The 26,260-nt window shown below is 60.2% G+C and carries 24 protein-coding genes; 10 read left to right on the top strand and 14 right to left on the bottom strand.

Annotation, left to right across the window (positions count from 1 at the left end; genetic code table 11):
- Positions 1–12: 12 nt before the first annotated feature.
- Genes gap through BST95_RS03475 form a run of 4 tightly spaced genes read left to right on the top strand, consistent with a single transcriptional unit; the run spans position 13 to position 4,255 of the window.
- Complete coding sequence (gene gap, locus BST95_RS03460; protein WP_084198174.1) at positions 13–1,023, top strand: type I glyceraldehyde-3-phosphate dehydrogenase; 1,011 nt, start codon at positions 13–15, stop codon at positions 1,021–1,023.
- Positions 1,024–1,035: 12 nt separating this feature from the next.
- Positions 1,036–2,205 (top strand): phosphoglycerate kinase, encoded by a 1,170-nt coding sequence (locus BST95_RS03465; protein ID WP_373295110.1) that lies wholly within the window; start codon positions 1,036–1,038, stop codon positions 2,203–2,205.
- Positions 2,206–2,247: 42 nt separating this feature from the next.
- Entirely contained in the window at positions 2,248–3,312 is a 1,065-nt protein-coding gene (gene fba / locus BST95_RS03470) for a class II fructose-bisphosphate aldolase (protein WP_084198175.1), read from the top strand.
- A 16-nt stretch (positions 3,313–3,328) separates the two neighbouring features.
- Positions 3,329–4,255 (top strand): alpha/beta hydrolase, encoded by a 927-nt coding sequence (locus BST95_RS03475; RefSeq protein WP_084198176.1) that lies wholly within the window; start codon positions 3,329–3,331, stop codon positions 4,253–4,255.
- Here BST95_RS03475 and BST95_RS03480 read toward each other — a convergent pair.
- The 3 genes from BST95_RS03480 to BST95_RS03490 form a co-directional block, all read right to left on the bottom strand.
- A complete protein-coding gene (locus BST95_RS03480) occupies positions 4,241–6,484 on the bottom strand; it encodes a tetratricopeptide repeat protein (RefSeq protein ID WP_084198177.1) in 2,244 nt (747 codons plus the stop codon). The two genes, BST95_RS03475 and BST95_RS03480, sit on opposite strands and share 15 nt — an antisense overlap.
- 79 nt (positions 6,485–6,563) lie before the next feature.
- Entirely contained in the window at positions 6,564–7,637 is a 1,074-nt protein-coding gene (locus tag BST95_RS03485; protein WP_084198178.1) for an MJ1255/VC2487 family glycosyltransferase, read from the bottom strand.
- Between the two features lies 1 nt (position 7,638).
- Positions 7,639–8,169 carry a phosphatase PAP2 family protein gene (locus BST95_RS03490; RefSeq protein ID WP_066057012.1) on the bottom strand — a complete coding sequence of 177 codons (531 nt, stop codon included), beginning with the start codon at positions 8,167–8,169 and terminating at the stop codon, positions 7,639–7,641.
- Between the two features lie 156 nt (positions 8,170–8,325).
- Between BST95_RS03490 and BST95_RS03495 the strand changes: the two genes are divergently transcribed.
- Positions 8,326–9,030 (top strand): glutamine amidotransferase-related protein, encoded by a 705-nt coding sequence (locus BST95_RS03495; RefSeq protein WP_084198179.1) that lies wholly within the window; start codon positions 8,326–8,328, stop codon positions 9,028–9,030.
- Positions 9,031–9,032: 2 nt separating this feature from the next.
- Here BST95_RS03495 and BST95_RS03500 read toward each other — a convergent pair whose 3' ends face one another.
- The 5 genes from BST95_RS03500 to BST95_RS03520 form a co-directional block, all read right to left on the bottom strand.
- On the bottom strand, positions 9,033–9,407 hold the full coding sequence (locus BST95_RS03500; protein WP_084198180.1) for an STAS domain-containing protein: 375 nt from the start codon (positions 9,405–9,407) through the stop codon (positions 9,033–9,035).
- Positions 9,398–11,737: a SpoIIE family protein phosphatase gene (locus BST95_RS03505; protein WP_084198181.1), complete on the bottom strand. Its 2,340-nt coding sequence runs from the start codon at positions 11,735–11,737 to the stop codon at positions 9,398–9,400. The genes BST95_RS03500 and BST95_RS03505 overlap by 10 nt, the downstream gene beginning before the upstream one ends.
- A 3-nt stretch (positions 11,738–11,740) precedes the next feature.
- On the bottom strand, positions 11,741–12,190 hold the full coding sequence (locus BST95_RS03510) for a VOC family protein (protein ID WP_084198182.1): 450 nt from the start codon (positions 12,188–12,190) through the stop codon (positions 11,741–11,743).
- Positions 12,187–12,531 carry a hypothetical protein gene (locus BST95_RS03515; protein ID WP_084198183.1) on the bottom strand — a complete coding sequence of 115 codons (345 nt, stop codon included), beginning with the start codon at positions 12,529–12,531 and terminating at the stop codon, positions 12,187–12,189. The genes BST95_RS03510 and BST95_RS03515 overlap by 4 nt, the downstream gene beginning before the upstream one ends.
- A gap of 456 nt (positions 12,532–12,987) precedes the next feature.
- Positions 12,988–14,475 carry an FAD-dependent oxidoreductase gene (locus BST95_RS03520; RefSeq protein WP_084198184.1) on the bottom strand — a complete coding sequence of 496 codons (1,488 nt, stop codon included), beginning with the start codon at positions 14,473–14,475 and terminating at the stop codon, positions 12,988–12,990.
- Positions 14,476–14,637: 162 nt separating this feature from the next.
- On the opposite strand from BST95_RS03520, the gene rdgC reads away from it, so the two are divergent.
- The 4 genes from rdgC to selD are packed head-to-tail and all read left to right on the top strand — an operon-like array spanning position 14,638 to position 18,836.
- Positions 14,638–15,543, top strand: coding sequence for a recombination-associated protein RdgC (gene rdgC / locus BST95_RS03525; RefSeq protein WP_066057449.1), 906 nt, complete (start codon positions 14,638–14,640; stop codon positions 15,541–15,543).
- A gap of 3 nt (positions 15,544–15,546) precedes the next feature.
- Positions 15,547–16,641: a tRNA 2-selenouridine(34) synthase MnmH gene (mnmH, locus tag BST95_RS03530; RefSeq protein WP_084198185.1), complete on the top strand. Its 1,095-nt coding sequence runs from the start codon at positions 15,547–15,549 to the stop codon at positions 16,639–16,641.
- Entirely contained in the window at positions 16,642–18,288 is a 1,647-nt protein-coding gene (locus BST95_RS03535) for an FAD-dependent oxidoreductase (RefSeq protein WP_240500255.1), read from the top strand.
- Entirely contained in the window at positions 18,189–18,836 is a 648-nt protein-coding gene (gene selD, locus BST95_RS20285; RefSeq protein WP_240500256.1) for a selenide, water dikinase SelD, read from the top strand. The genes BST95_RS03535 and selD overlap by 100 nt, the downstream gene beginning before the upstream one ends.
- Here selD and BST95_RS03540 read toward each other — a convergent pair.
- The 5 genes from BST95_RS03540 to BST95_RS03555 all read right to left on the bottom strand — a co-directional run bounded on the left by BST95_RS03540 (position 18,833) and on the right by BST95_RS03555 (position 24,204).
- The gene (locus BST95_RS03540; RefSeq protein WP_084198186.1) at positions 18,833–19,900 is read right to left on the bottom strand and encodes an efflux RND transporter periplasmic adaptor subunit; all 1,068 of its coding nucleotides are present in this window, start codon (positions 19,898–19,900) and stop codon (positions 18,833–18,835) included. The genes selD and BST95_RS03540 overlap by 4 nt on opposite strands.
- Positions 19,901–19,915: 15 nt before the next feature.
- Positions 19,916–21,304: an efflux RND transporter permease subunit gene (locus BST95_RS20290; protein WP_240500257.1), complete on the bottom strand. Its 1,389-nt coding sequence runs from the start codon at positions 21,302–21,304 to the stop codon at positions 19,916–19,918.
- The gene (locus BST95_RS20295; RefSeq protein WP_240500258.1) at positions 21,256–23,019 is read right to left on the bottom strand and encodes an efflux RND transporter permease subunit; all 1,764 of its coding nucleotides are present in this window, start codon (positions 23,017–23,019) and stop codon (positions 21,256–21,258) included. The genes BST95_RS20290 and BST95_RS20295 overlap by 49 nt, the downstream gene beginning before the upstream one ends.
- A gap of 117 nt (positions 23,020–23,136) precedes the next feature.
- On the bottom strand, positions 23,137–23,622 hold the full coding sequence (locus tag BST95_RS03550) for a GNAT family N-acetyltransferase (RefSeq protein WP_084198187.1): 486 nt from the start codon (positions 23,620–23,622) through the stop codon (positions 23,137–23,139).
- The gene (locus BST95_RS03555; protein ID WP_084198188.1) at positions 23,623–24,204 is read right to left on the bottom strand and encodes a DUF2238 domain-containing protein; all 582 of its coding nucleotides are present in this window, start codon (positions 24,202–24,204) and stop codon (positions 23,623–23,625) included.
- A 182-nt stretch (positions 24,205–24,386) separates the two neighbouring features.
- Between BST95_RS03555 and BST95_RS03560 the strand changes: the two genes are divergently transcribed.
- Complete coding sequence (locus BST95_RS03560; protein WP_084198189.1) at positions 24,387–24,839, top strand: hypothetical protein; 453 nt, start codon at positions 24,387–24,389, stop codon at positions 24,837–24,839.
- 41 nt (positions 24,840–24,880) lie between these two features.
- Here the strand turns inward: BST95_RS03560 and BST95_RS03565 are convergent, their stop codons facing one another.
- Positions 24,881–26,176 (bottom strand): M20 metallopeptidase family protein, encoded by a 1,296-nt coding sequence (locus BST95_RS03565; protein ID WP_084198190.1) that lies wholly within the window; start codon positions 26,174–26,176, stop codon positions 24,881–24,883.
- Positions 26,177–26,260 lie beyond the last annotated feature (84 nt).

A 26,260-nucleotide genomic window follows, 5' to 3' on the forward strand; every position in this document is an offset into this window, starting at 1 on the left:
GGTCCGTTCTGGATGATCCGGCTGGCGATAAACGGGTACGGCCGCATCGGTCGCTGTGTGTTGCGAGCGCTGCACCAGAGCCCACTGCGCGAGCGAATGCAGGTGGTGGCCATTAACGAGTTGGCAGATGCCGGCACGGTCGCCCACCTCACCCGCTATGATTCCACCCACGGTCGTTTCCCTGGAGATATTCAGGGTGACGACCAATCGCTGGTGGTCGACGGACAGTACATCCAGCTGTTACGTCAGGATACGATCGACAGCCTGCCCTGGCGTGCGCTGGACGTCGACCTGGTCCTGGAATGTACCGGTGCCTTCACTGATAGGTTGACGGCGGAACAGCATCTGGAGCAGGGTGCGGGGAAAGTCCTGTTCTCTCAGCCTGCCCAAGCGGATGTTGATGCGACGATCGTCTACGGCATCAATGAATCCCTGCTGCAGGCACAGCACACCGTGGTGTCTGCCGCTTCCTGTACCACCAATGGCATTGTGCCCGTGATCCAGGCGCTGCATGACAGCCTGGGCATTGAGAGTGGCGTGATTACCACAATCCACTCGGCCATGAACGACCAACCGGTGCTGGATGCTTACCATCATACGGACTTGCGCAAGACCCGCGCCGCATCCCACTCGATAATCCCGATTGATACCGGGCTTGCCCGGGGTGTGGAGCGCATTCTGCCGGAGATGGGCGGGCGCTTCAGTGCCCAGGCACTGCGCGTACCGACCTTGAATGTCTCGGCCATGGACCTGACCGTACAGGTGGAAAGGGACACCGATATCGATGCGGTCAACGATGCCCTGCGCAGTGCCGCGCAGACCGTTTTCCAGGGCGTGCTGGGCTATACTGAAGAGCCGTTGGCGTCCTGTGATTTCAATCAGGACCCTCACTCCAGTGTTGTCGATGCCAGTCAGACCCGCGTCAGCGGTCAGCGGCTGGTGAAAGTGCTTACCTGGTTTGATAACGAATGGGCCTACGCCAATCGCATGTTGGATGTAGCTGCCCACTGGACAAGTTTGTAGGAGAACAACCCCATGTCCCTGAATGTGAAACTGATGAAAGACCTCGACCTGAAAGGCAAGCGGGTACTTATCCGTGAAGACCTTAACGTGCCGGTCAAGGATGGGGCAGTGGCGTCCGATGCGCGCATCCGTGCAGCGCTGCCCACGATTCAGCAGGCCGTAGCCGCCGGGGCCAAGGTTATTCTGATGTCTCACCTGGGTCGCCCCACCGAGGGTGAGTTTGAAGCCCAGTACTCCATGGCACCGGTAGCCGAACACCTGGCCGGCCTGTTGGGCCAGAAGGTGACGTTGGTAGAAGACTGGAAGCTGGGCGTTGAGCTCAATGAAGGTGAGGTTGCACTGCTCGAGAATGTGCGCTTCAACCCCGGCGAGAAAAAAGACGACGAAAACCTGGCGAAGGCCTATGCCGGTTTGTGCGAAGTGTTTGTGATGGACGCCTTTGGTACTGCGCACCGCGCCCAGGCATCGACTCACGGCGTTGCCAAATATGCGCCTGTCGCCTGCGCCGGACCGTTGCTAGCAGGCGAGCTCACTGCGCTTGAACAGGCACTTTCTGAGCCCGCGCGACCGATGGTAGCGATTGTGGGTGGCTCCAAAGTCTCGACCAAGCTGACGGTACTGGAGACGCTGTCGGACAAAGTGGACCAGCTCATTGTGGGTGGCGGCATTGCCAACACCTTCCTTGCTGCGGCCGGCAAGCCGGTGGGCAAGTCACTGTGCGAGGAAGACCTGATCCCCAACGCCCAGGCCCTGATGGCCAAGACCAATATCCCCGTGCCCACTGATGTGGTTACAGGCAAAGAGTTTTCCGAATCGGCCGCCGCCGAGCTGAAGGCGGCCGATGAAGTCGTCGCCGACGACATGATTTTCGATATCGGCCCGCAGGCTGCAGACGATATTGCCGAGATCCTCAAAACCGCCGGCACCATTCTCTGGAATGGTCCCGTGGGGGTCTTCGAGTTTGATCAGTTTGGCGCTGGCACCAAAGCCCTGTCACTGGCGATTGCTGAATCCAGTGCCTTCTCCCTGGCGGGCGGTGGCGATACGCTGGCGGCAATTGACAAGTACGGTATCGCCGATAAGGTTTCCTATATTTCCACCGGTGGTGGCGCATTCCTCGAATACGTGGAAGGCAAAGTGCTGCCGGCTGTTGCGATGCTCGAATCCCGGGCTAACGACTAATACAAAAGACACACTACAAAATCACCGCAGAGGTATCCCCACATGGCTTTGATTAGCTTGCGTCAATTGCTGGACCACGCCGCCGAGAACGATTACGGCGTACCGGCATTTAATGTGAACAACCTGGAACAGACCCGCGCTATTATGGAAGCGGCCGATGCTACCAACTCACCCGTGATTATGCAGGCCTCTGCTGGTGCGCGTAAGTACGCCGGTGCACCGTTCCTGCGCGCCATGATGGATGCGGCAATGAATGAGTTTCCCCATATCCCCGTGGTGGTTCACCAGGACCACGGTACTTCGCCTGCGGTGTGTCAGCGTTCTATTCAGCTGGGTTTCTCATCCGTGATGATGGATGGCTCCCTGGGTACTGACGGCAAGACACCGATGGACTACGACTACAACGCCGCGGTAACGCGCCAGGTCGTTGAAATGGCGCACGCCTGTGGCGTATCAGTAGAAGGTGAGCTCGGTTGTCTGGGTTCGCTGGAAACCGGTGAAGCCGGTGAGGAAGACGGCGTTGGCGCGGTGGGTAAGCTGACCCACGACCAGATGCTCACCGACCCGGAAGAGGCCGCCGAGTTCGTCAAGGCCACCCAGGTGGATGCGCTGGCAATTGCCTGTGGTACCAGCCACGGCGCCTACAAGTTCACTCGCCCACCCACAGGCGACATTCTCGCCATTGATCGCATCAAAGAGATCAACGCGCGTATTCCCAACACCCACCTGGTCATGCATGGCTCATCTTCCGTGCCCCAGGAATGGCTGGCGGTCATCAATGAATTCGGCGGTGAAATCCCCGAGACCTACGGCGTGCCGGTTGAGCAGATTCAGGAAGGCATTCGTCACGGCGTACGCAAGATCAACATCGACACTGATCTGCGCCTGGCTTCCACCGGTGCCGTACGTCGCTTCCTGGCCGAAAACCCCTCCGAATTTGACCCGCGCAAATTCCTGGCCAAGAGCACCGACGCCATGCGCGATATCTGTATCGCCCGTTACGAGGCGTTCAATACCGCCGGCGCGGCGGACAAGATCAAGGTGAAGTCACTCGAAACTATTCACCTGATGTACGATGCCGGAGAGCTGACACCGCAAGTCAATTAAGCCGCGAGGGCACAGCGTGAATCGACAACAACTGGATGAATTGCGCCGTGCCCTGCAGCCCTTCCCCGAGGGCGCTGCCGATAGCGCCCTGTTCAACGATTACCTGGCGTTTTATGGGCTCGACTTCCCCCAGGCTGCAGAATATCAATCTGGCCTGATCTCCTCAGGCGGCTTCCAGCTGATGACCCATTACTGGCAGCAGCCCGGTGCTGTGGCCACCCTGCTGCTGGTGCACGGTTATTACGACCACACCGGCATTTACGACAAGGTCATTGCCTATGGGCTTGGGCGTGGCTGTAATGTGTTGATGTTTGATCTGCCCGGCCATGGGCTCTCCAGTGGTGAACCTGCGGTCATTGATGACTTTGCCGATTATGGCGATGCCATTGCCGATGTACTCGGCGCGGTGGCTTTGCCCGAGTTGCCGCTGCTGGCCATGGGGCAGAGTACCGGTGGCGCGGCCATTACCGAGTTTGCCCGTCGCTATGAGTGGCCCTTTGATCGCGTCGCGCTGCTAGCGCCATTGGTACGCCCGGCGGGTTGGCGCGGTGTGAAGGTTGCCCACGCACTGCTCAAGCCTTTCGTGGCCACACTGGGCCGTACTTTTAATCAGAACTCAGCTGACCTGGATTTCCTCGCGTTTGTGCGCGACGACCCCCTGCAATGTCACCGGGTGTCGCTGCGGTGGTTAGGGGCGCTGAAACGCTGGCTCAAATCGCTGCCGCTGGCAGATCTGGGTGTGGGGCCTGCGCTGGTCGTTCAAGGGCGACGCGACGGCACAGTAGACTGGCGCTATAACATGGGTGCGATCGCCAAACTCTATCCAAACAGCGAGATCGTCTACCTGGAAGAGGCCGGACATCAGCTGGCCAATGAATCAACCGCTATCCGCGCCAGCTATGAGACCCACCTCGACAGGTACTTTGCGTTACAGCCCCTGTAGCAGTTGCTGGTAGGTGGGGTTGCGCGGATTCAGCCGCACCAGCTTCTGGGCATAGGCTTTGGCACGGGCTTTCTGGCCGATTTCAGCGTTGTAGTTGGTCAGGGCTAACAGCACCTGTTCATCTGAAGGCGCGGCCGACAGCAGCTTTTCCAGTTCACGTATCGCCTGTTGGGGCTGGCCCAGGTCGTGCAGGGCGATCGCGTAGACAAAGCGATGGCGGGTACCGCCGGTTTCCAGACGTGCCGCCTGGGACAGATACTCCAGCGCTTTTTCGCTGTTGCCGCTGCGAGTTTCCAGTAGCCCCAGTGCATACAGGGCAGCGCCGCTGTCTGGATAAATTTCAATCGCTTTTTGCAGCAGGGTGCGTGCCTCGTCGTCGCGCTGCTGTGAGCGCAGCAGATCCGCCAGGTTCAGATAGGCGGGAATCAATTGGGGGTTCAGTACCAGCGCCTCGCGATAGGCCTTCTCCGCAGAGGGGCCATCACCGCGATTGGCATAAAACACACCGAGCTGTAACTGCGCGCTGGGCATGTCGGCGTGTTCACCCATAACGGCAACATATTCGCGGAACAATTTTTCCAGCGCGGTGGATTGCTCTGGGGGTATCTGGTCCAGGGGTACGCCGCCCAACTGCCGCGCCACCTCCAGACGTACCGAGGTAATCGGATCGTTGAGCAGCGGCGTCAGCAGCTGAAAGCGCTGCTGCAGCGAGAGAAAGTCCAGAGAGCGCACGGTGCTGGTGCGAATAATGGCATCGTCGTCATACAGCAGTGCGGCCATGGTTTGCGTGGCCTCGCGGCCGCCTACCTGGCCCAGCGCTTCCATGGCGGTAGCTCGCCAGATAGCGGGCTGGCCCGGGTCATTGGCAATTTGTGCGAGGGCGGGCAGGGCGCGCGCGTCGCCCTGGTCAGCCAGGGCAAATGAACGCGCCGGGTGGCTGCCGGTGTCGTGGAACTGAACGCCTCGCTCCCGCAGTGCGTTGAGAGTCCACTCGGCGTTCTTGTCGGTGTGGCACTGGTTGCAGGCATTGGGGGTGCCCATCACCACCGACAGGTCTGGTCGGGGGACTCGCATACTGTGATCGCGCCGGGGATCGACACCCATATAGGTGCTCTCTGGCATATGGCAGTTGGCACAGGCAGCGCCCGCACTGTCTGCGGCGTGGAAATGGTGGTCCGGTGAGTCATACACGGCGGGTTTATGGCACTGTGCGCAAACCCCGTTGCCAGGTGCACGTAGCTCGGCGCTGTGCGGTTCATGGCAGTTGCTGCAGACAACGCCCGCCTGATGCATTTTGCTCTGCAGGAAAGAGCCGTATACATACACCTCGTCGAGTATCTGGCCGTCGTAGTGGTACAAGGGCGACTGGGGCAGTGACAGGCGGTGGGTGTCGAGCAGGTCGGCGCCGTGGTGATAGTCACCCAGCGTGCCTCGCCGCGCGTGACAGCGGCCACAGTTATCTACCTGGGCGCGGCTGTCCAGAGGTTCGGAACGCCGGGCAATGTTCTCGCCCTCGGGAAAGGCCCACTCGCCGCGTTGTGCCAGGTCCACCGGGAAGCCACCTGCATGGACATTCGCCAGTGCATCTTTTTCCGCCAGTTGCATGTGTTTGCCGCCCGGCCCGTGGCAGGCCTCACAGGCGACATTAATCTCTTCGTAGACAGTGTTAAAGCTGCGCGTCTTCGCGTCGTAGTTTTTCTTCAGGTCGGTGCTGTGACATTCCGCGCAGCGTGTATTCCAGTTCTGATAAGGGCCGGTCCAGTGCAGCGGGTCGCCGGCGAGAATAGGCTCGTCAGGATAGAGGTGGTACCAGCGTTGTCCACCTTCGTCGCCCGGGCGGGCGTCCCAGGCAATGCTCAAGGCCTGCAGGCGGCCGCGATCCAGCGGCAGCAGATACTGTTGCAGTGGATACACGCCGAAGACATAGGCGACTTCAAAGTCGGTCAGCTCACCCTGCTCGTTATCAGTGCGCACCATGAACTTGTCGCCGTCGCGGTAAAAGCGACTGGTGATGCCGTTGTACTCGAAGCTGGCATTGTCGAAGTCACCGAGCACGGTTTCGGTATTCGCAACCTGCATGGCCAGGTCGTGGTGTGAGCCGCGCCACAGCGCGTGCTCCTCGGCGTGGCAACTGCGACAGCTGTCACTGCCGACAAAATCAGTGCTGTTGGCATGCAGGTAAGGCGCGGCGGCGAGCAGTGCCGCAAAAGCCAGGATACGCGAGATCAAGATGAGCGTGCCTTGATTCAGTAAGGCGTTCCACCTTAACCGAATGAGGTCTTTAACCCAAGTACGGGGGAGAGGGGATTCAGGCGACGACGCCCAGTGGCGCGCCCGGTCTTGGCGCAGGTATGAGGTTGAGCGCCCGAGCGCCCCATAGTTGCCGGCTGAGATCTTCCGGTGGGGTGTTAGCGCCAGCGGCCAGCCAGCGGGCCAGGCCTGCGGCTACATCCGGAAACTGGATGTTGGCTGTGACTTTGGGTTGCGCCAGCCACTGGGCCAGGGCCAGTGCATCGAGGCTGGCGATGGTGGTGGCATAACCTAGCTGGCTGAGTGCGAGCGCATTGGAGTGCTGCTCCATCTGGCCATCGAGGGGTTTGGTTAGCACAGGTTTGCGCCACTGCAGGCACTCGCTAATGAGTTCAAAGCCGCTGTTACAGATGACGCCGCTACAGGTGGCGAGGTGCTGTTTAAAGCCTGTGACATCTGCCTTGCGCAGGCTGACATTGCCTTGTTGCTCATTCTGTAGAGCGGGCGAATACTGTACAAACTTCCACCCAGGGAATTGTTGTAGCACTTTTGTCACTGCTTTTTGGTCTTCAAAGGGCAGGTAGACCAGCATGTGCTCGCCCTGTTCTAGGGCCAGTGGCGGCAGGTCCAGAATGGGAGGCAGGACGTTGTCGGCGTAGGGGTGCCAGTGCAGTCCGATAGGGGTTGTCACCGGTGCGAACCGGGACATGATGGTTTCTTGCAACCAACTTGTGCCCGCTCTGGGTGTGGTGGGGCCAAATGCATACTGATGGCCGATACCAATCACATCACGACGCGCTTTTGCCGCTGCGCGGGCCACTACCGGTTCGTAATCGCAGACGATGAGATCAAAAGCGTCGAGGTCGAGCTGGCGCGCATCCTGGAGAAAGCGCGGCACATTGTTGTTGAAGGTGGTGCTCATGTAGCGCAATTTGCCGGCGCTGGTGCTGAAGGTCAGGCCGCGGCGATAAACGAAATCGCCGAATAACTCCATATCAAAAAGCGCCTCGCGAGGCCGCCCCGAAAACAGCCAGGTGACGTCCACTGGCCACGCGGCGAGGGCCTGGGCCATTGCCCGTGCGCGACTGATATGACCCTGCCCCGTTCCCTGCACGCCGTATAAGATATTCACGCTAGTGCACTCCCAGTAGCGACGCGGTGAGCAGGGCCAGGCCAGTTCCCATTAACGCGCCAGCGAGGGTGTCGCCTGGAAAGTGGACGCCCAACAGCACCCGGGATAAGGCCACGGCGAACCCCCAGAGGAACAGCCCCCCTGCGACGGGGCCGTAAACCAGCAACAGGCAGGTGGCAAGCAGAAATGCGCCGGAGCTGTGTCCCGAAGGGAAGCTGAACTGATCGCTGGCGCGGATCAGGCTGCGAAATCCCGGTACTGATTCCTGGGGCCGGGGCCGACGCAGCCCGTTTTTCACACAAAAATACACGCTGCGTTCGATAACCAGTGTCAGGGCGAGCAGTGGTAGCAATGCATTGAAGCCGGCTGGGTCGAGGGACCACAACAGGAGTGGCACCAGCACATGGAGATAACCGTCGCCTGAATGCGAGACGGCTTTCGCCATGGGAATGACCATGCGGCGCTCGGTCTGGCGGAAAACACCTGCCAGCAGCCGCATCTCCAGTTTCTGCAATTTGCCGAGTATTTCCATGTCGCCAGCATGCGTCCCGGCTGTGGCAGATGCGTTACAGCTGCGTGTATTTTTAGTGACAGCCCGGCACCCTTAAGTGGTATGGACACTGGCCTTAACGCTCTCCTAAGATGAGGGATTCGGGCCTTGCCCTCCTATGATTTAGACAGGTGAACCATGAAGATTGGCATTCTCAAGACAGACGCAGTCAATCCACGTTGGGTAGGCGAATACGGCGAGTATCCCGATATGTTTGCCAAGCTGCTGAGCGACGTTGATCCTGGCCTGGAATTTGTCACATACGATGTCGAGGAAGGCCAGTTTCCTGCAGATATCGACGAGGTTGATGCCTACCTGATGACGGGCAGCAAATCTTCCGTATACGAAGACAAAGCATGGATCGCCCAATCCATGGATCTGATTCGCGAGATCGACGCTCGCAAGAAGAAACTGGTGGGTATTTGCTTCGGCCATCAATTGGTGGCCCAGGCGCTGGGCGGAAAAACCGAAAAGTCCACCAAGGGCTGGGGGCAGGGTCTGCATACCCACACCTTCAATCAGACGCCGCAATGGCACGACGGCGACAATCCTGATTTTAATATTCTGGTCAGCCATCAGGACCAGGTGGTCGAAAATGCCGACGGCGCCGAGGTGCTGGCCGGTAGTGATTTCTGTGAGAATGCGGTCGTCCAGATCGGCAATCATATCCTCACGTTCCAGGGCCACCCGGAATTCACGTCGGGCTACTCCTCAGAAATTATGAACTTCCGCCGGGAGATGATTGGCGAGGAAGTCTACGAGAAAGGAATGGCGTCGCTGGCCACGGCGGATCAGGGCGATCGCGTGGCGCGTTGGATCGTCAACTTCCTGCGCAGCGAATAGCGTTATTCGTCGCGGGATTTGCTCTGCATGGCATCGAGATAGTCATCGAGTTCCTGCTCGTTGGCAAACACGGCCATATCCGGCAGCGCCTTGAGAATCTCGAATACTTTGTCGATGTGTGGCTTGCGATTGGCGGCCGCCAGGTTGCGCCCGTCTGAGCGGGTTTGTTTGGCCGCTTTGAAAATGACCCGCAGCCCCGCCGAGCTGATGTAATCCAGCTCTTTCATGTCGAGTACGGTGAGCTGGTAACCTGCATCGACCACTTCCTGCAGGCGCAATTCAAACGCCGGCGCAGTGTCGGTATTCAGGGCGCCGTCGAGGCTGACCCGGGCTACCGAGTTTTCTTCGTCAATGGATACAGTGGTTGTCAGGTCCATACGGGTAAGTCCTTTTCAATTGTGAGTACGTTGTACTCGCCTTCTCGCGCATAGTGCTGTCGATTGCTCAGCCCGGTGATCAAGTGTACACCAAGGCCACCGATCTCGGCAGATTCTATATCCGCTCCCAGGTCTGCTCGTTCCGCCTGTGCCAGCGGGTTGAATGCCACGCCGGGGTCGCGCACTTGCAGCGCCAGAGTCTGGCCATCCAGGCGTAAGGTCACGGCAATCTCATGCTTGGCCTGCAGCTCGCCGTATTTCTGTACATTAGTGACCAGCTCTTCGGCGATGAGCAGCATTTCCATGACCGCATCATCGGGCACCGACCAGTTATTGAGAACGGGCTCCAGCCAGCTCTGTACCCTGCGCGTGAGTCCCGGCGCGAGGTCAAAGCTCTGGCGCTGTGAGCCGTGCTTGCCTGCCGAGGGTTCCAGCAGTAGCAGGGTTATGTCGTCAGATTGGGGTTGTTCCTGGGCATGGCTCGCCACCGCCTGGAACAGTGCCGCGCCGGCAGCGGCCAGATCCAGAGCTCCGGTGTTTTGCAGTTGCTTGTTGAACCGCTCCACCCCGAACATCTCACCGGCGCTGTTAAAGGCCTCGTCGATACCGTCGGTGTAAATGGCCAGCCGGTCGGCGGGGCATAGCGTCAGCAGATTATCCGGATAGTCCTGATCCGGTATAAGGCCCAGCGCAGGTCCGGTGTCCTGATCGATGACGGTAACCTCGTTGTTCCGCAACAGGCTGGGAGCCGTATGCCCGGCGGTGGCGAAGCGCAGTTCGCCCGTCGTCGTATTCAAGACCCCCAGAAACAGGGTGACGAACATGCAACTGGGGTTGTCCCGCTCAAGGGAATTGTTCAGCCACGTCATGGCCTCGTTGGGAGCAACAGACAGGCTCGACAGTTGTTGGATCAGGCTGATGGCACGGGCCATAAACAGTGCTGCAGGCACACCCTTGTCGCTGACATCGCCCACCGCAAGCAGCAGGTGATTGTCGTTGAGGCTGTAGGTGTACAGATCGCCGCCCACGGTTTTGGCGGGCTCAACCCGTGCCCATAAGTCTACAGGTGGTTGTTGTAAGCGCGCCTCGCCGGCGCCGGGCAACATCGACATCTGAATTTCCCGGGCCGCAGCCAGCTCACCTTCCAGGCGGCTGCGTGAGGCGGTGACGCTTTCAAGATCAGCAATATAGGTTTTGAGATCCTTACTCATGCTTTCGAAGCTGCGCACCAATGTGGCGATTTCGTCATTGCCCTTGGCCGGCGGCAGCGGCGAATCCATATTGCCTCGGGCAATATTGGCGCTTGCGGCACTCAGGTAGGAGAGCGGCCGGGTAATACTGTGCGTTACCAGCGACACCACCAGCGCCATGCCAAGAATCGTGCACACGCTGATAATGACGGTTTTGATCTGGTAGTTGTACAGCGGTTCCAGCACTTCATTCTGGGAGTAGACGATGCCGATTGGCCAGCCATTTGATTGCAGTGTGCCCATGCGCAGTGTGCATTGACCTTCGATCTCCGGGCACTCGACCTCGCGGCTAATGGCCTGGCCGCCGCGCACATGATCGAGCAAGTCCCGCCAGGGTTTCAGGTTCTCAGGCGCAATCGCTATCTCGGAATAATGGCGCAGTGCCTCGGGGGCCTGGCGGCTGCTCAGCAACATGCCTTCTGTGCTGAGCAGCAGGCCATTGCTGTGCTCACCCAGGTGTAACTGCTGCAATACCCGGTGTAAGTCTTCCACGAGTACGTCAGCGGTCACCACCGCATACAGGAAGCGTTGCCCCTCCTCATCAATGCGGTACACGGGCACTGAGTAGGTGGTCATCAATGCCTCGCCGCCGCCATTGTCGAAGTAGGGCTCAGACCAGACTGGCTTGGCCGTTTCTATGGGCGCGCGGAACCACGGCTGCTGCTGGTAATCGGCTTCGCGACTTGCCAGGTTGGCATAGGCGATGCCGGTATCGCTATGGAAGAAGTAAGGGGCAAAACCCTCACCGGATTCAGCCTGATTGGGGCTTAGCGCAATGGCTGCGCCGTAGATCTCCTCGTTGCCCTGGACCAGGTCGCGGAGCATTTGCTTGAGGCCTTCCTCGCTGTACTCGCGCTGGGAGAGAATTTGGCCCAGAAAGCCCGTGGCTGCTTCTACGCCGCTGAGCCAGTTTTCAATGTCGACTACCACCGCCTTCACACGCTCGTTGGATTCGAGGTCGAGGCGCTCGAGAATTTCAGCGCGGGAGACGCGATAGTCGAGTAGCATGCCACCGCCCACGATCACCGCCGTGCACAGGGTGATCAGGACGATCAGGCGCGTGGATATGCTGCCGCGCACGGGTTACCAGCTACCGGTGTTTTCCATGGAAGCCCAGGGTTCGGCTGGTGCGAGAGCGTCACCCTGCTGCAGTAGTTCGATCGAGATGCCATCCGGTGAGCGCACGAAGGCCATGCTGCCATCGCGGGGCGGACGATTTATGGTGACACCGGCGTCCATCAGCTTCTGACAGGTGGCGTAAATATCTTCCACCTCATAGGCCAGGTGCCCGAAATTGCGGCCGCCGTCGTAGTTTTCGGTATCCCAGTTCCAGGTGATCTCCAGGCAGGGAGCGATACGGCCCAGCCCGCTTTCGGGGTCGACCTCATCACCCGGTGCAGCGAGAAACACCAGGGTAAAACGCCCGGCCTCGCTGTCATAGCGCTTGACTTCAACCAGGCCGAGCTTGTTGCAGTAGAAGTCCATGCTCTCGTCCAGGTCGCGGGCGCGGACCATGGTGTGCAGGTATTTCATTGAGCCTCCGTTGAAGTGATATCACTCACCAATGTCTTTAGCGCCGGCAGCATTTGCCGCGCACGCGTCGTGCTGGCAACGGCCAGCGTGGCGATACATGCGAGTCCTGCGCCAACGGGCCCCGCCCACTCGCTGTCGAAGAGCAGTGAAGGCAGGACCGTAAACAGGCTAAACGATAGCACAAGCGCAATAACAACAACGATAACCAGGCGTCCGTTACCGCCAGCCCGATAAGTCAGGTTTCTCGCCTCGGAAACAAGTTGTGCTTTCTGTTCACCGGGGATGGCTGACCATTGGGGAATGTTCCGGGCAAAAATATACTCCTCAATCGAAGCTGGCATAACAGCCTCCCGCTAGTGAGCTCTATTCAATGGGGGTTGGTGCCTATCCAGTTATAGTAGCCGGCTTTCATTCCGCTTTGGTTGAGTCAACAACTGGCTTTCGGCCGCTGCCGGAACCGGTTGCCAGGGAATAGGCGGTACCCATTGCTAATCCTAGAGCAAAACCACCAACTCCGCCTATGGCCAGGCCTCTAAGGCCACCGGTGAGGCCACCTGAAAGTGCACCCATTGCCGTGCCTGCCCAGCCTGTGGCTAGCTCCATTGGCCCGGCGCCAGAGATACGCTCGATTTCTGACAGTGTGAGTTCTCTGGTGTGTTGGTAAGAATTATGTGTTGATGTGTTCATTAGATTCACCTTCCTTGGTTCTGTTAGGGCCCGCCTCAACTGAGGAGAGGCCTATCAGAACATAGGTGAATCTCGGGGCTCCGGGAACATCAGAACCCCGTCAGCAGGAATCAACTGCGGGCGGCGGCCTGCTTGCCGGCCAGGCGGCCTGAGAAAGTGGCGTCGCCGACCGACATACCGGAGGAGTAGCCGTCGGCCCGGCGGACCACGCCGCAGGCGGTGCGACCGGCTGCGTACAGGCCGGGAACCACGTTGCGTTGTGGGTCTACCACTTCGCCGGTGGGCAGTGTGTCGAGGCCGCCGAGGGTGAAGTAGGGGACGAAAGCACCACGTCCGGGGGTGATATCCAGCGCCACCAGGGGCAGTTCCAGGGTCTGCAGCCACTCTGCGCCTTTGTGGAACTGGGTGTCTTCGCCTGCGGCCACATCTTCGTTGTAGATGTTGATCGTGTTTTCCAGCGTACCCTTGCGCAGGCCCAGCTCTTCTTCCAGCTCGGCGATGGTCTCGCCGGTGCCCGCAATTGAGGCGCCCATAAAGTTGAACTTCTCGTAGTCGCCGTACTGCTCCACGGTGAGAATGAAATAAAAGCGATCACCGGGCTGATCGAGCACCGCCTGGCCGAGGCGAGAATGGTAGACGTCTTCGTTGATAAAACGCTGGCCCTTATCGTTGACCACGATGCCACCGGTAATGCTGGCGGGCGGGTAGTAGGGAATACTGATAAAGCCTTCGTGCATGTTGATGGCGGCGCCACCCACAGACATGCCCATCATAATGCCGGTGCCGGTATCGCCGGGGTTGCCGATAGGCTCATTGCCGCGCAGCAGCTTGGGGGCGTATTTCTGCAGCATTTCTTCGTTCATGTTGAAGCCGCCGGCGCAGAGGATGACGCCCTTGCGAGCGCGCACGTTGAGTTCTTTCTTGCCCTGACGGATAACCAGGCCCGCTACCGCGCCTTCGTCATCCGCAATCAGGCACAGCGCGCGGGTTTCGTACTCCACGGTGATGCTGTCGCGCTTTTCAACATTCTCGGTGACGATCTTCATGAACAGCGGGCCGCCGTTATCGCCTTCAATCTCGAGGTTGTGGCCACGGGGGCAGGGCTTGGCGTGGTGGCGGAACGGATAGGCCTTCTCTGACCCTGTGTAGAGCAGGCAATCGTCGGTGAGGCACATAATGGCCCGCTCCTCGTGGAAGCTGTCCTTGAAGGGCACACCCAGCCCCGTCAGCCAGTCGAAGTGGGCGGAGCTGCTTTCGCAGTAATTGCGGATCTTGGCTTCGTCAGCCTGGGGCCCGGCGGACATCATCATGTAGGTGACCATGTCTTCGGTCGAGTCATCAAAACCACAGGCCTTCTGCACCCGGGTGCCGCCACTGCCGCCCATGTAGATCTCGGCGCTGGACATGGCGGTGGAGCCACCACTGGCGCTGGCCAGTTCAAATATGGTGACATCCGCACCCGCATCAGCGGCCTCAATCGCCGCGCAGCCGCCGGCGCCGCCAAAGCCAACAATGGCTACGTCGGTTTCCTTGTCCCAGTTGCTCACGTCGCGAACGTGGCGTGGCTGGGTGGGGGTGGCCTTTTTGGTGTCACTCATGGCTCTGTCTCAGTGCAGTTGTGTCTGGGAGGCAAATTACACTGCCTGGGGGCGAAGATAACAACGGTCCAGGCGGCCGCAATGGTTAACATTTTGTACACGGCCCTCTTTTTGGCCCGCGGCTGGGGTACAATCAGCCGCTTTTGCCAGAGCAGTATAACTATGTGGTTTAAGAACATCCGGGCCTACCGCCTCACCACTCCCTTTGATTTGTCCGCCGAACAGCTGGGAGAACAACTGGCGCAGCGGGCCTTTGAGCCCTGCGCCAAGTCCCAGGCGCTGTCCCTGGGATGGGTTGCCCCCCTGGGCGAAGAATCCGGTGAGCTTGCCCATTCTGCGGGCGGTCGCCTGCTGATCAAGCTCAAGCGTGAAGAGAAGCTCCTGCCCTCCACGGTGGTGCGTGAGCAGCTCGAGGAAAAAGTGGCACACATCGAGGAAGAGCAGGCCCGCAAGGTGTATCGCAAGGAGCGCCTGACCCTCAAAGACGAGATCATCCAGGATTGCCTGCCCCGCGCATTCAGCCGCTCCAGTGCGGTTTTCGCCTACATTGACACCCGCGCCAACTGGATTTTTGTGGATGCCGCCAGCGCCGCCCGGGCCGAGGAATTGCTCAACCTGTTGCGCGAATGTATCGGCAGCTTTCCGGTGGTGCTGCCTCAGGTGAACAACGCCCCTTCGGCGACCATGACCGGTTGGCTGGCCCACCAGAACCTGCCTGACGATTTCGTTCTGGGGGAAGAGTGTGAGCTCCGTGAACTCGGCGAGGAAGGTGGCGTGGTGCGCTGTCGCGGCGTTGATTTGTTAAGTGAAGAGGTGGAAACTCACCTCAATGCCGGTAAACAGGTTTCGCGCCTGGCCCTGCAGTGGGAAGAGCGCGTAAAACTGGTGCTGGCGGAAGATCTGTGCCTTAGGCGCCTGAAGTTCTCAGAAGAGCTGATGAAAGAAAACGACGACATTCCCGAAGCCGATAACGCCGCTCGTCTCGACGCGGATTTCGCGCTGATGTCCGACGCTATTACCGGCCTGCAGGATCGCGTCATCACCATTTTCGGTGGCGAGGCGGAATAGGTTTTGAGCCAGCGCCCGGACACCCAGGATTACCGAGCGCTTTTTCTTGCCGACGCGCCCATGATGGACATGCGGGCGCCTCAGGAATTCGATAAGGGCGCCTTTCCCAGCGCCCACAGCCTGCCGGTGATGACTGACATCGAGCGCGCCAAGGTGGGCACCTGTTACAAGCGCGATGGCCAGGAGGCCGCAATCGAGCTGGGCCATCGCCTGGTGAGTGGCGAGGTGCGCGCCGAGCGTCTGGCGGCATGGCGCGAATTTGCCCAGGCCCACCCCGACGGTTATCTCTATTGCTTTCGCGGCGGCCTGCGCTCGCAGACGGTGCGCCAGTGGCTGCGCGACGAGGGTATCGATTACCCGCTGGTGATAGGCGGCTACAAGGCCATGCGCCGGTTTCTCATCGACGAACTGGAGCGCTCCCTCGCTACCGCAGATATTGTCCTGATCGGCGGAAAAACCGGCACCGGTAAAACACGGGTTGTGTGGGATTTGTCCGACTGCATTGATCTCGAAGGGCTGGCCAATCACCGCGGCTCTACCTTTGGCCAGATGCCCAGCCCTCAGCCCAGCCAGATCGACTTCGAGAACCAGCTCAGCATTGCGTTTATGAAACTGCTCAATCGCGCCGGGCCGCGGGTATATCTCGAAGATGAGGGCCGCCTGATCGGCCGCCTGTACCTGCCGGAAATTCTGCGCGACAAAATGAAGCATGCACCGCTGGTGATTGTCGAGCAAAACCTGGCGGAGCGGGTGGATGTCGTTATCGACGATTACATTGTCGATCTCGGTGAGCGCTACCGCACGTTGTACGGTGACGACGGCCATGCGCGCCACGCCCAGAAGTTGCAGGACGATCTTGCCAAAATTCGCAAACGCCTCGGGGGTGAGCGCCACCAGCAGATGAGCGCGGTTATGGCCGATGCATTTGCCGCCCAGGCAGCAAGCGGAGACCTGCAGGGCCACCGGGAATGGATCGGCTTTCTGCTCGAGAAATATTACGACCCCATGTACGAATACCAGCTGGAACAACGCGAGGGTGAAGTACTGTTCAGCGGCAGCCGGGATGAAGTGGTGTGCTGGTGTGAGGGAGCGCGCTGAATGCAGGCCCAGGCCGAGTATGTGCGCGACCTGGTGCTGGTCGGCGGCGGCCATGCCCATGTACTCGCACTGCGGATGCTGGCCATGCAGCCACTGGCCGGATTGCGTACCACCCTGATTTCACCGGCCAGCCATACGCCATACTCGGGCATGTTGCCGGGCCTGGTGGCGGAACACTATCAGTTTGAAGACACCCACATCGATCTGGCCCGCCTGTGTCAGTGGGCAGGAGCGCGGTTCGTCGCTGCTGAAGTGACTGGTTTGGACCCGCATGCGAAGACCCTGCAACTGGCCGGGCGCCCGCCTGTGGAATATGACGTGGTCAGCCTGGATATTGGCTCTCAACCTGAGCTTGATTCCGTGCCCGGCGCCCGCGCGCATTCTGTACCTGTGAAACCGGTTGCCGGCCTGTGGCAGCGCTGGCGTGAACTCGAGGGTCGCCTGGCGGAATCGACCGCTGACCATCGCGTGGTCGTCGTGGGCGGCGGCGCCGGCAGCGTAGAACTGGTGTTGGCGATGGCCCACGCCCAGGCGCATAACCATTTGAAGTTCGACCTGATTTGTGGGGCGACGGAAATCCTGCAGGGTTATAACCGGGGTGCCAGAGCGGCAACCGAGCGCGCCCTGAAAGCCTTCGGCATTAACCTGCACCTCGACAGCCGCGTCGCCGAAGTGGAAGACGCCGCGCTGGTGTTAACCGACGGCACGCGCCACCTCTACGACGATTTGTTCTGGTGTACCGGCGCCGCTGCCGCAGCCTGGGTGGCAGACAGCGGCCTAGCCTGTGACGACCGGGGTTTCCTCCGAATTAGCAACACCTTGCAGTCCGTAGATCACCCCGATGTATTTGGCGCTGGCGATATCGCTTCGCAAGACGAATACCCGCGGCCCAAGGCCGGCGTATATGCGGTGCGCCAGGGCCCCGTGCTGGCGGCCAACCTGCGCGCCTATTTGCTGGGCAAGCCATTGCGCGAGCACCGCCCGCAGCAGCGTTTTCTGTCACTGGTGTCGCTGGGGGATCGCAACGCCGCTGCCGATCGCGGGCCACTGTATGCCTCCGGTGGCTGGGTCTGGCGCTGGAAAGATCGCATCGACCGCGAATTTATGGGCCGTTTCGAAAACCTGCCGCCAATGCCTGCGACGACAACCGGCGAGGCGATACCCGGTGCCCTGGACCCACATCGCCAGGCCCACTGTGGCGGCTGTGGCGCCAAGGTAGGGGCTCGCGGTCTGGCCGCCACTCTGGCGAGGCTGGCGATGGCATTTCCTGACCATTGCCCGGTACCAGGTGATGGCGACGATGCAGCGACAATCCTGGGTGAGGCCGGCCAGCCCACCTTGCAAAGCGTTGATGTGCTGCGCCAGCTGGTGGCCGATCCCTGGCTGATGGGGCGCATTGCGGCCAACCATGCCCTGAGTGATCTTTACGCCTGCGGTGTGCGCCCGGTGTCTGCGCTGGCAGCGGTGACATTGCCCTTTGCCAGCGGCTCACTGCTGCAGCGCGAGTTGGAGCAGTTGCTCGCCGGGCCCTGCACGAGTTCAGCCAAGTGGATTGCCAGCTGGCTGGCGGCCACAGTATGCAGGGCCCGGAATTACAGCTTGGGTTTACCGTTAACGGCCAGCCCATGGACAGCGCCCGGGGCGTGATGACAAAACGCGGTATGCAGGCCGGGGATATGCTGGTGCTGACTAAACCGCTGGGCACAGGCGTGTTGTTCGCAGCGCACATGGCGCTGCACGCCGATGGCCGCGATGTTCAGGCGGCTATCGACATGATGCTGCAGAGCAATGCGTGGGCAGCGGAACTGGCGCTTGGCCACGGTGCCCGGGCCTGTACCGATATCACCGGCTTTGGTCTGCTCGGCCATCTGCTGGAAATGCTCGACGAGCAGGTCAGTGTGCAGTTGATTGCTGAAGTGATTCCGGCACTGTCGGGTGCCAGGGAGCAGCTCGCTGCGGGCGTGCGCAGTTCCATGCACGAAGCCAATGCGCAGGCGCTTGCGGCACTGTATGTAGGCGCGGATACAGGGTTTGAGATTCTGGTCGATCCCCAGACCAGTGGTGGCTTGTTGGTGGCACTGCCCGCCGGCAAAGCCGACGCCTACTGCCAGGCCCTGCATGATGCCGGGTATGCCGAGGCGAGCATTATTGGCCGTGCCGAGCCCCGCGGAGTTGCTCCGGTCCGGCTCAGCTAGGGCCAGACGCCTGCCAGGTTGCCCTGGGTAATCCGCACTTGCTGACCTTCCTGCAGGCGTTCAGCACCGCGCACTACAACCTGATCGTCACGATTCAATTCGCCATCCACCGCAATCATACTGCCGCGGCCAGCCAGCGGTTGTACCGGTACTTTCACCGCTGTGCCTTCGGCAGAGACGGTATAGACATAGGCCTCCTTGTCGCGCAGCACCAGTGCATCGCGCGGAACGCTGAGGGCGCTACCGGTTTCGCCGTCGGGGATTTCGACAGTCACCGCCTCGCCGATCAGCCAGTTACCGGCGGGAATCGCCAGGCGTAGTTCCATCATGCGCGAGCGACTGTCACCGACCGGCACCATGCCGCGGATGGGCGCCATGGCGCGGCGGTCGCCGGCCTCTACCTGCACCTCGGCATTGAGCTCATTAAAGTGTGCAGCGCGCAGCGGCGCATTAACAGACACTTCCAGCGCCTGGGTATCGACCAGGCGCACGATGGCGGCGCCGATATTGGTGTACTCACCGGTCATCATTTCGCGGCTGGCCACCACGCCAGGGAAGGGTGCGCGCACCTGGGCGAGTTCCAGGTCGTAGCGGGTCCGGTCTCGGGCCACCTCGGCAATACGTTGTTGCTGCAATAACATTTCCAGCTGGGAGCGCACCTGATCCAGCTCCGATTGGGCCATGTTGTTGGTGATGGCGAGCTTTTCCAGGCGCCCGATCTGGCGCTGGTTGTACTGAATATCTGCTTCCAGCCGGGCAATTTCCGCTTCGTTGTCGCGCAGCTGTAGTTGCAGGCGATGGTCGTCGATGCGGGCCACGGCGTCGCCGGCGGCTACTTGTTGGCCCACCTGGGCGACCCAGGTCAGACGGCCGCTGATCTCGGTGGCAATCATGGCGTCGCGGGTACTGATGACGGTGCCGGGCAGGCGCACAACCGCACTGGTCACGCCTTCGCTGACATCTGCTACCTCAACGGCGACCGCGGTGCCCTCCGCAAGCGTTGGGCTGGCCAGCAGCGCCAGTGCGAGCAGTGGGGAGGCTAGGGAGCGTTTGTTGAAGTTCATAATAGGTTCCTCATCTCAGGCGACGGACTGCAGGGCGGGGGTGGGTTTACGGCCACCATCGCCGGTAATCACGCCGCTGTGACTTTCACCCATGCGCAGGAAACATGGGAGTAATAACAGGGTGAATAAGGTACTCACGCACATACCGCCGACAATCACCGCCGCGAGGCCGCGGTAAATTACGCTGCCTTCAGCGGGCATGAGCAGCAGCGGCAGCATGCCGAAGATGCTGGTGAGAGTGCTCATAAAGATGGGCCGCAGCCGGGTAAGCAGGGCCTGTTCCACGGCCCGGTGGCGGCTGACGCCTTCGCGCTCGGCGCTGCGGGTCTGGTGCACCAGCAAGATGGCATTGTTCACCACCAGCCCCAGCAGAATCACAAAGCCGATCATGGTCAGCAGGTCCAGGGGCTGGAAGGTCACCAGGTTGAGCAGACGAATGGCGAAGATACCGCCAGCCATGGCCAGCGGCATGGCCAGTACGACCAGCAGGCTATCTTTCATGGAGCGGAACAGGGCGGCCATGAGCAGGAACAACACCACCAGCGCCAGCCCGAAGTTGCTGGCCATGGATGCGATGGCCCGGTTCAGTGCGCTGGCACTGCCGCCGTAGAGAATGCTGCCCTCTTCGCCGAGAGCGGCGACGATCTGTGGCTCGGCCTGGGTCTCGATGGTGCTCAGTACGTGCTCGAGCGACATGTCCTCGGGCGGACGCACGCTGAGGGTAATGGTGCGGCGGCTGTCGATACGGCGCAGCTGGCTGGGGCCAACGGTGCGATCAATCTCCACTAGCTCGGCCAGCGGTACCAGGCTGCCCGCTGGCGTGGCCAACGGCACCGACCCGAGTTCCTCTGGCGAATCCCACTTGGCGGAACGCAGGATGATATTCATGCGTTTTTCGCCGTCGAAATGTTCGCCCACATAGAGACCGTTGCCGAGGGCGCGTACCAGGGTACCCATATCGCGACGGGCCCAGCCGGCTTCGGCGATCTGCCGGTCACGGGGAGTGAGCTTGAGTTCCGGTTCCGATTGTTCGAGGTTGGGCCCCACGCGGATGCTGGCCTCCGGGAGAGCCTCGCGCAGCAACGTTTCACCCAGGGCCGCAGCCTCGGTGAGCACTTCGCGATCACGGGCCTGCAGGTGCAGGTCGATAACCCGGTCTCCGCCAAAACCGCCGAACAAATTGCCCTGGGAAGCAAAGTGCTGCAGGTCGGGCAGGTCGGCGAAGATCTCCTCGTTGATGATTTTTTCAAGTTCCTTCACCCGCGACTGGTCTTTAACTCGGGCACCCATGCCGCCGCCGTCACCCCAGGTGAGGATGTAGTAGTTCTTCAGGGCGGGCTCGCGTTCACCGCTCATCAGCGGCGCCATCCGCTCATCCAGTACCCGCACATATTCTTCAGCCACGGTGCGTTCGCTAATCCCGGGGGGAATTGGAAATAGGCGTCGACTGCATCGCGCTTCACCGGTGGCAGGTAGTCCATCTCCGGCATCAGGGTGTAGCTGCCTAGCAGCGGCACACTGATGAGTGCTGCGCTTAGCATCCAGCGCTTGGTGGGGGTGGAGGTGGCGCGCATGATGACATTGGCAATGCTGCGCCAGCGGGCTTTGTTGTGATCTTCCAGGGTGCTATCGCGCAGCCAGGTATTGGCGGCGAGCGGCAATATGGTGACCGCCACTATGAGTGAAACCACCACTGCAATGGCAATCGTGATGGCGAGGTCGCCGAACAATTGCCCCTCAACCTCGCGCATGAAAATGACCGGCAGGAAGATGGCCACCGTGGTGGCGGTGGAGGCGAGGAGCGCCCCCCAGACCTGGCGGGCGCCCTGCAGCGATGCATCGTAAGTACTCAGCCCTTTCTCGCGCAGGCGGACAATGTTCTCCAGTACGACGATGGCCGCATCGAGCACCATGCCCACCGCGAACGCCAGGCCGGCGAGGGAAATAATATTCAACGTACGGCCCGTGAGCTTGAGAACGATGAACGTGGCCAATAGCGACACGGGTATAGCGATGGCAACGATGAGCGTGGCCCGGAAGCGGCGCAGAAACCACCATAGAATGCCAACGGCGAGCAGAATACCCAGCAGGATATTGCCGCCGACCATGCCAATGGCGCGGTTGATAAACACTGATGCATCGAAGGACTGGACCATGACCAGGCCGCGATCTTTCACCGGCCCCTCGTTGAGTTCTTCCACCACGGCCTTTACGGCGTTGAGTGTTTGCAATGCGTTGGCACTGCTCTCCTTGTCGATGCGCAGCGAGATGGCCGGGTTGCCATTCTGGGTGCGGCCTACCCATTGCTCCCCGCGAGTGACTTTCACTTCGGCGATATCACCCAGGCGTACCGGGCGGCCGTCGCGCCATTCGAGTACAAACTCGCTCAGTTCTTCGGGCTCATAGCGGCCGGCAAACCGCAGGGTGTACTGGCGCCGACCCACTTCGACAAAGCCGCCGCTGACATCGTTGGCGCGACCGAGCATCGCTGCAGTGTTGGTAAGGGTAATGCCCAGCTGTGCGGCGCGCTCCGGATCAAACAGGATTTCCAGTTCCTGCTCGCCGGCGCCGTTGTCCATGGTGTTGACGCGGGCCACACCCGGCACAGCCTCAATGGCCGGGCGCAGTACATCCTCGGCAAACTGAATGTAATCGTTAATCTGCCCGGGCGTGCCCGGCAGTAATTGTAAGAAGAAGAAGGTCAGGGCCGGGGTGTCACCATTGCCACCACCAAGCATGATGACCGGCTGGGTGGCATCCCGCGGCAGTGGATCGAGCCTGTTCATGCGGGAGATCACTTCAATGAGCGTGCGCTGCATGTCGGTTTCCAGGCCGAACTCGAGGTTAATCCAGGCGTTGCCCGCATTGGCATAGGCCGCCATTTCCTGCAGCCCCGGAATGCCGCGCAACACTGATTCGATGGGCTCAACAATTTCCGACTCGATCTCGCGCGGTGAGGCCGCGCGCCAGCCCGTCTGGATAGAGATGGTTGGATTCTCGATATTGGGAAACAGCTGGATCGGCAGCTGGCTCAGGCTGTAGGCGCCAAAAAATAGAATGACAGCCACGGCCACCGCAACGCCGGCGGGATTTTTGAGTGATTTCTCAGTCAGGTTCACGTTACACCCCTGCATGCCAACCTGGTTTATGTCAGGCTGAATTTAGCAAGGGTGCGGGTGAATCGCCCGCGGATTGCGGTGAGTGGTTAGCGGGCTGCGGTGAGTTGCAGCTGAGATCTAGTCAGCATTGGCAAAGTCCTGCAAGGCCTGCCCGCTCAAGCGGTATCCAACCCATTCACTCATGGCCACAGCGCCACAGGCTTCATAGAAACGAATGGAGGGCTCATTCCAGTCCAGCACGTTCCATTCGAACCGGCCGCAGCCTTCCACCACAGTCTGCCTGGCCAGGTATTGCAGAAGTGCCTTGCCGGCGCCGTGGCCGCGATAATCCGGGGAGACATACAGATCTTCTAGAAAGATGCCGTACTTTCCCAGCCAGGTGGAGAAATTGTAAAAATAGATGGCAAAGCCCACGGGCGTGTCGTCGAGGCTGCAGATCAGGCCGTGGGCAAGAGGCTTGTCTCCAAACAGGGCCTCGCGCAGCCCCGCTTCATCGGTGACCACCTCATCGAGGGCTTTTTCATAAATCGCCAGCTCCCGCACAAAGTGGAAGATCAGGCCGCTGTCTTCGGGCACAGCGGCACGGATGTGTATGTCAGCCATTTACAGTTTCTCCAGCTGTTTGTCGTGAACCCGGCCCAGTGTTACCAGAGCAATGATACTGCCCAATAGCGCCAGCGCCATGTCGGTCTGGGTATCCCATTCGTAGCCCTGGGTGCCAAGGAACGCGTCTGCGGAGCTGCCCATGGCCACGGCAGCCAGCCATTCGAGCAGTTCATAAAAGGCGGAAAAGGCGAGGCAGAAACAAACGATGACGAAGTTGCGCCAGAAGACGCCGTTAATCACCTGCTGCCTGATAAGTAATTCCCGCGCAATCATGGCCGGCACAAAGCCCTGCACAAAGTGAGCTACCTTGTCATAGTTGTTGCGCTCGGCGCCAAACAGGCCGTCGAACAGGGGCACCTCGGCATAGGTATAGTGGGCGCCAACCATGAGTACAATGCAGTGCAGTAGAATCAGGCCGTAGAGTAGAGGGGTAAGCACAAAGCGCTGGCGCGTGATGACTAGCACCATCAGGCCGACGAGGGCTGGCGCAACCTCCAGCCACCAGGTCACCCGATCGTTGGGTTCAATGGCTGACCAGACCAGTACCGCTGCAAAAATACCCAGCCACAAAAATCGCATATGTCGAGCTCCCTGAATCGTATTTTTTAATGAAGTATGGTTTGCTTCCAGACACCTGTAAATCTGTAGGCTTTACAGACCGCGGGTACAGTTATAGGCTCAGTCAATCCTGTGCCTTGGGCGCAGGTGGCCAATATCAATAAACAAGTGCTCAACCTGGCGCTAACGATTTAGGGATTCTTATGAATATTAATAAACTATTTGCCGCGAGTTGTGCGGCCCTTCTCGCCATGTCGATTACTGCTTGCAGCAAGGAAGACATGGATTCCGCGAAAGCTTCTGCGCAATCAACCGTCGATTCAGTGTCTGAGGCCGCGTCTGACGCTGTGGATGCCGCCGAGGAAGCCGCCAATGATGCCGCGAAGGCCACCGGCGAGGCCATGGCAGATGCTGGCGACGCTATTGAAGATGCAGCTGATGCGGCCGGCGATGCCATTGACGATGCGGCGGACAGCGCCCAGGCTATGGCGGAAGACGCTGTTGATGCCGCTGGTGAAATGGCCAGTGATGCGGCAGATGCAGCGTCTGATATGGCCAGCGATGCGGCTGATGCGGCTGCCGATGCAGCTGACGATGCTGAAAAAGCGGCTTCTGATGCAGCCGATGAGGCCAGCAAGGCGCTCGGCCAGGGCTGAGCTGATTGACGCGGGGCGCCTGTCCGGAGCCCCGCTCTCCATCAGGGCTTGAACAGCCCCAGTAGTGTGTCAGTGACTGCCTGTACGCCCGTGTCGATAGCCGGTGCAGCATCCGGCGCAAACTTTGCTGAATGCAGGCTGGGGAGCGACAGCTCACCGCGCTCCGAAGCGGCATAGTCGGCAGGTTTCACCGCACCCAACCACATCAGGCTACCCGGAATGGCGTGTTCGGTGCGCCCGTAGCGGGCAAAGTCTTCACCGCCCATGACCGGACTGGTCTTGATGACCGCGTCTGCCCCCAGACTCTGCTCCAGTAGCGGCACAACCTGTGCTACCAGCTCCGGGTTGTTGTATACCGCCGGGGTGTATTCGTCCTTGACCTCCACCAGTGGCAGCCTGTCTTCGGGCATGCCCGCGGTGCGCGCGACGCCCTGGCTGATTTCCTCAATCCGCCTAAGCAGGTAAGCGCGGGATTCATCGGAATAGCTGCGCACCGTGAGTTGCAGCTTCACCTCGTCAGAGATGATGTTGTGCTTGGTACCGCCGTGAATTGATCCGACCGTAATAACAGCCGAGTCCAGCGGCGAGATCTCGCGGCTGATAATGGTTTGTAGGGTGGTGACGATTTGCGCCGCCATGACTACCGGATCTTTGGTTTTATGCGGGTAGGCGCCATGGCCGCCCTGGCCATAAACACTCACATCCACGGAGTCGACGTTGGCCATGGCGTAGCCGCTTACCCAGGCAATTTTTCCGGCGGGTAGACCGGCGCTGACGTGCAGCGCCAGGTTGACCTCCGGTAGTGGGAAGCGCTCGAACAGACCGTCTTCGAGCATGGCTTTGGCGCCCTTGCCCACTTCTTCGGCAGGCTGGCCCACCAGCATAAGCGTGCCCTGCCATTCGTCGCGGCGTTCGGCCAGTTGGCTGGCAACGCCGAGCAGCACCGTCATGTGAACGTCGTGGCCGCAGCCGTGCATGACCGGCACTTCATCACCGGAGGGGATAACGCCGGTTGCCTGGCTCGCATAGGGCAGGCCGGTGGCCTCGGGTATCGGCAGGCCATCCATATCGGCGCGAAACATCAGCGTGGGGCCCTCGCCGTTCTCCAGTAGGGCGACGATACCGTGGCCGCCAATGCCGGTGCTGATGGCATAGCCCATACGCTTGAGTTCTGCGGCAAGATAGGCGGCGGTTTGTTCTTCCTGCAGCGATAGTTCGGGATTGCGGTGCAGGTGTTGGTAGTGCGCTACGAGTGCTGCGTTGTCCAGTGGCGCTGCCTGGAGGGGCAATGCGCTGCCCAGCACCAGTGCTCCCAGGAGCTTGTAGATATTCTGCATAGTCTTCCCTCTGGCGTTGGGTGAATAGCTGTGGACTGAGCCGCAAACCTCTGCTTGAGTGAACGCGCTCCTCGCAGCGAAGTT

The sequence above is a fragment of the Halioglobus japonicus genome, from assembly GCF_001983995.1.
GTDB classification, from domain to species: Bacteria; Pseudomonadota; Gammaproteobacteria; order Pseudomonadales; family Halieaceae; genus Halioglobus; species Halioglobus japonicus.